Source organism: Microvirga sp. P4_G7 (assembly GCF_056401005.1).
In genome coordinates, this window is sequence record NZ_JBFUKD010000208.1 from 1 (window position 1) to 5,598 (window position 5,598).

Genomic DNA, 5,598 nt, shown 5'->3' on the forward strand with positions numbered 1-5,598 from the left:
GGTGACGACAGGCCCCGGATGGACGTGGATCACCTCTCCCTTCACGCCAAAATCACGGATGACTTGCTCGAGGCGCCCGGCAGTTTCCTCAAGAATATCTTCTGTCAGTGCCGGTCCCTCCGAAGGCGGAATTTCAGTCAGCAGCGCGATGTCCGGCAACTCGTAACCAAAAGTGGCTCGCGTGATCGCAGGCTGTTGCACTGCGGGCGCAGGAAGTTCTAGCAGGGCAGACTCGACTGAACCGCACGCTTCGTCGGATTGGACATCGCACGGCATCTCTTCTTGGGGTGCATCCTCGACGGCACATGCGTCGTCTTCCGCAAAATTGAGTGGGATGCTTGGCGCGATCGGCATCTCTTTGACCGAGGAAACCGGGCCGGTATCCTCGTACAACGCAAGATACCCGATATCCACGATCTCGCCTTGTCCGAAAGCCGGAGCGAGCTCGGTTGCTACGTTGGGCGATAAGCGGCTTTCCGACTTGAGTCGCCCTTTCAGGGCAATCGGTGCAATTCGATAGCTGGCAGAACGAGCACCAAGCGTGCCGGTCGCAACGCCCCCGGTCATCGTCTCCGAAGCGCTCGCCGTCCGCGAAGTCGCAACGGCCGCGGCCGTGGAAACGCCACCTTCTGGGGTGACGTGTTGTAAAGCCGCAGGGGCATCGATGTCGGTCATGAGCCGATCTGGCAGCGAATCCTCGACGACTTCGGAGGATTGGTAGCTCGCGCGGAGCTTTGCGATCTGCCCACGTACCGTAGACTGGCGCTCGTCGGCCGCCTCCTCCGTCCTCACATCGGGTGCCACTCCGCCTTGCGGTAGTGGCTGATGCTGGCTCGGCTTCGTAATCCGATCAGGGGTACGCGTGGACCGGACGCCCTTGTCGATCACGAAGGCGCTCAACCAGCTTGGTTGAGACAATCCCGCGGCCGACCAGCGTGTATCCCAGAAATCCCCTTCCTTGGTCGTTGTGTCATTGGGAAGGCAGGGAAAGGACGGCTTGGGGATGGGACGCATGTTCACTGACAAGTTAAGAGGCCTATCGCGCGCTTCGACGCGTTCGAAGGCACTCTGGGGGAGACAGGTAAACACTCTCTTAGGGCGCGCCGCGACGGTCGATTATCCGCTGACAGACACTTCTGGTAGGCGGGCGTCGGCGAGTTCGAAGAAAAATCGAAGCATCTCGCGGCTGGCATCTGGCCCTCGCGGATCGGTATATGAGCCCTCAAGGCTCCCACCGGACCAGGCGTGACCGCCGCCGTGGATCAGCCAATGCTCCAAAATGGTGCGGCCATTTTCATCGACACCGATCGTACGCGTATAGCCGACGCCGTCCTCGGTCACCCCACGAAGAGTGCGCGTGTGCACGCTCACATTCACATTTGACTGGGCGATGATCTGGTCCCCGTTGGTAGGGTTGACCGTCGTATCACGATCACCATGAAAAACGATTGTCGGGACCGAGCGACCCGCGTTGCGCAGTGCGTGCCTTTTGTCCGAACCGCCCTGCCGCATTGCCGTAAATGCCGACGCAACGTCATGTGCGGCACCGCAGGCTAGCCCCGAATGGATCGCAATCGCGGCGTAGAGATCGGGATAGGCTGCTCCCATGATCGCCGCGGCAGCACCACCCGCCGAGAGACCGGCAACGTAGATCCGTCGTGGATCAACTGCGTAGTCTTGAACGATCTGTTGCGTGATGCCCGCAATAATAGAGGGCTCGCCCTGGTCGCGATGCTGATCCTCGCTCTTGTACCAATTCCAGCACTTTGACACGTTCGCAGACTGAGCCTGTGCTGGATAAGCGACGAGGAAAGTTTGTTCTTCGGCGAGCGCATTCATCTGCGTCCCTGCGGCGAAGTCGTCTGGCGACTGAGTGCAGCCATGAAGCATGATCACGAGCGGCAAGGGCTGTCCCGCATAGCCGCTCGGAACATAGATCTTGTAGAGGCGGGAGCCTGCTTCGTTGGCGAAACTCAGCTCGTCGAACCGGGCGCCCTCCGGAAGCGGGACACGTGGCGTACGTGATTGCTGTCCCTGCGCCGGGCCAAAGACGCGAGACGGCGCGCCACGTTGGCGAAGGGTATCAAAGAACGCGCGCAGGCCTCCCATACCCGAACTGGGCGAACTCCGGGGTGAATCCCCCGATCCGGCGGTACCATTCGCTCCGCGAAGAAGTGCCATCGCTTCCAGGAGGCGGCCCTCTCGCGTCAACCGCGTCGCTTCGGTCAGATCAGATTTCAATTTCGCGTTCATGAGCGCATTCCTTGTAACTAAAGTATGAGACGGTCGTTGATGAGCACGCAGACTCAGGAAAAATCAGCGAATGCGGTCTTTAAGAATGTCTTTTACGGCGGGACTGGCGTGAAGGGCGCCAAGCACATGAATGGCGGCGATCGTTTCGCGCGCCAGTTCCGGCGTGACATCGTCCGCGATCACAACGAGACCAAGAACCTGGATGTGGAGTTTCTCCCCCGCCGCCCGCACCGCCTCGAGATCCGAGCGGTCATAGCGCCGCAGCCCGAGATCGAGCTCGTTGCGCACCACGGATTTCTTGACCGTTTCGTTATGGCGCTCGAGCTGGTTGCGGATGGCGGTCCGGATGAAGTCCGTCCGGTTCGCATAGAACGCCTCCTCGACGAGAAGATCGATATGACCGAGATCGACGAACCCCAGATTAATCGTAATCTTCTCGGAATCGGCCGTTTTGCTGCGAATCGCGCGAACATTTTCGTTCATTCAACCATCCTCTCACCATCCAACTGGATGGTAAATGGGAGTTTGGCACTCGGCTTACAAGGCGCAAATCGGGCCCCTGGAAAATGATTTGCGTCGGCGCAGCTAAACTGGGGAACTGCCACCCCCTCTGCGTTGTTCAGCACTGGCGCGCGTGGGAGAATCAAATGGCTAGTGTGAAATATGAAATCGTCGAGCATGCCGGCGGATGGGCATACAAGGTCGGCGACGTTTTTTCCGAACCCTATCCGTCCCACGACCTCGCACGAAAGGCGGCCGAACGCGCGGCTGCGGAGCAACGCGTTCCCGGATCCACTGAGGAAATCTCCTATCAGGACAAATCCGGCAAATGGCACGAAGAGCTGTCTCAGGGTCTGGATCGACCCGAAACGGACGTCACAGGGTAGCCGCGGCGCGTTCTGCTGTGCCAAAAAGCGATTCTATTCCGTTGAGCGCGTCCCCAGCGGGTCGCACCGGGCTCTTATGCAGATGAGGTCTTGAGTTGGTAGCTGCGCCCGGCAGGACAGAAATGAAACCCAATGACGATGTGTTTGTCGGCGACAGCGAGATGGCTGCGCTCATGCGTCGTCACGACTGGGCATCAACCAATCTAGGCCCTCCGGAGACCTGGCCGCACTCCCTCAAGGTGGCCCTGCGACTCCTTCTAAACTCTCGATTCGAGATGTGGCTCGGCTGGGGTCCGGACATCGCTTTCTTCTACAACGATGCTTATCGGCCGACGCTTGGATTCAAACATCCGAAAGCCCTCGCAACGCCGACCAAAGAACTTTGGAAGGAGATCTGGCCCGAGATCGAACCGCGAATTCGCATGGTTTATGAGGAAGGCAAGGCAACCTGGGACAGAGCGCTTCCCCTTCTTCTCCATCGAAACGGCTATTCGGAAGAGACTTACCATACTTTCTCGTATAGCCCGCTGATCGGCGATAGCGGCAATGTCGAGGGGCTGTTTTGCGCCGTTTCAGAAGAAACGGAACGCGTTATCAGCGAACGGCGTATGGATTCCCTACGCGACCTCGCGGCTGAACTCTCCGTCGTCGACTCCCGTGAGGCAGTGTTGAAGATCGTCGGAAGCCGCCTCAGCGCCAATCTCCACGATCTTCCGTTTACCATGACGTATCTGTTTGAACCGGGCGGCGTCGCGCGGTTGGCATGCGTGACTGGGATCGAGACTGCACATCCGCTTGCTCCAGACATCTTGGACGCCGAAGCACAAGATCCCTGGCCGATCGCCCGGTTGCGCTCTGGAGAGGGCAACGTACTCCTCGATCTCGATAACCGCGCCGACCTTCCGACCGGCGCTTGGGACAAGCCTCCCGAGACCGCGCTCTTGATCCCACTCTCTCGCCAGGGCGTGGACGAACCGTCGGGTTTCATCGTCGCTGGGCTCAACCCGTACCGCCGAATCGATCCCGACTATCTCGGATTTGTCAGCCTCATCGCAGGACAGATCGCCTCGAGTCTGTCGAATGCCGAGGCTTATGAGGCCGAGCGTCGACGCGCCGCCGCACTCGCTGAAGCTTTCAGACTGCGTCAGGAGGCAGCGGAGAGTCTGAGGCTGGTCAACCAGAGACTCGCTGAAGAAGTCGAGCAACGCACGGCCGAACGCGACCGGTTGCGCGCACTCTTCCAGCAGGCCCCCGGCTTCATGTGCGTGCTGCTCGGGCCGAATCTCGTCTTCGATCTGATGAACGAGGCTTATCTCCAGCTTGTGGGCCATCGCGACCTCATTGGCCGACCGATCCGGGAGGCGCTTCCCGAGATCCAGGGACAGGGTTTCTTTGAAATTCTCGATCGTGTTTACGCGGACGGCCAACCCTTCGTCGGAAATAGTTTGAGCGTAATGGTTCAGCGTCGCCCAGGCGCACCACTTGAAGAGCGTTTCGTCGACTTGGTCTATCAGCCGATCCTCGATGACAACGGACGCCCACTCGGCATTTTCGCGGAAGGAAGCGACGTCACCGACCGCGTGCGAGCGGAGAGTGCGCTGCGACTCCTGAACGAAGAGCTAGAGGCGCGGGTCAACGATCGCACAAATGATTTGGCCGAAGCACTCGACACACTTAAGCGTGAATCCGCTGAGCGAGAGATGGCCCAGGAGGCCTTGCGCCAGGCGCAGAAGATCGAGGCCGTCGGTCAGCTCACCGGCGGTATTGCGCATGACTTCAACAACCTGCTCACCGGTATCGTCGGATCGCTGGACATGCTCCGGACGCGGATCGCTCAAGGGCGCCTCGATCTGACCGATCGATATGTCACGGCAGCCACCATGTCCGCCAATCGTGCGGCGGCGTTGACGCATCGCCTTCTGGCCTTCGCTCGACGGCAACCGCTCGACCCGAAGCCCGTTCCGGCCAATGCCCTTGTGGCCTCCCTGGAGGACCTGTTTCGAAGAACGCTGGGAGAGCGCATCTCCCTGGAAATCGTGCTCGCCGGTGGCCTATGGCCAACCCTATGCGACCCAAACCAGTTGGAAAGCGCGCTTCTCAATCTCGTCATCAATGCGCGCGACGCGATGCCCGAAGGTGGCCGCCTGACAATCGAAACTGTGAACACGCATTTGGACGATTCCTATGTCGCAGCCCAACGGGACGTCGACCCGGGTCAGTACGTTGCCATCTGCGTTACAGATACCGGCACCGGCATGGCACCGGAGGTGATCGCACGAGCGTTCGACCCGTTCTTTACCACCAAGCCGATCGGTCAAGGCACGGGCCTTGGCCTCTCAATGATCTATGGCTTCGTCAAGCAGTCGGAGGGTCACGTCAAAATTTACTCCGAACTCGGACGGGGCACCACGGTGAAGCTCTACCTTCCGCGCTATCGGGGCCCTGGGGAGGTCACGGT

At 59.8% G+C, this 5,598-nt stretch carries 5 protein-coding genes; 2 read left to right on the top strand and 3 right to left on the bottom strand.

Going from position 1 to position 5,598, the window contains the following annotated elements; all coding sequences use genetic code 11:
- The 3 genes from AC1DT3_RS10840 to AC1DT3_RS10850 form a co-directional block, all read right to left on the bottom strand.
- A partial coding sequence (locus AC1DT3_RS10840) for a DNA translocase FtsK (RefSeq protein ID WP_477465266.1) occupies positions 1-675 on the bottom strand: 675 nt, incomplete at its 3' end.
- Between the two features lie 441 nt (positions 676-1,116).
- Entirely contained in the window at positions 1,117-2,253 is a 1,137-nt protein-coding gene (locus AC1DT3_RS10845; protein WP_477465267.1) for an extracellular catalytic domain type 1 short-chain-length polyhydroxyalkanoate depolymerase, read from the bottom strand.
- Between the two features lie 63 nt (positions 2,254-2,316).
- Complete coding sequence (locus AC1DT3_RS10850) at positions 2,317-2,736, bottom strand: CopG family transcriptional regulator (protein ID WP_477465268.1); 420 nt, start codon at positions 2,734-2,736, stop codon at positions 2,317-2,319.
- A gap of 164 nt (positions 2,737-2,900) precedes the next feature.
- Between AC1DT3_RS10850 and AC1DT3_RS10855 the strand changes: the two genes are divergently transcribed.
- Both AC1DT3_RS10855 and AC1DT3_RS10860 read left to right on the top strand, forming a co-directional pair.
- On the top strand, positions 2,901-3,140 hold the full coding sequence (locus AC1DT3_RS10855; RefSeq protein ID WP_477465269.1) for a hypothetical protein: 240 nt from the start codon (positions 2,901-2,903) through the stop codon (positions 3,138-3,140).
- Positions 3,141-3,262: 122 nt separating this feature from the next.
- Positions 3,263-5,598 (top strand): ATP-binding protein (locus tag AC1DT3_RS10860; RefSeq protein ID WP_477465270.1); only part of this gene is annotated, 2,336 nt, incomplete at its 3' end.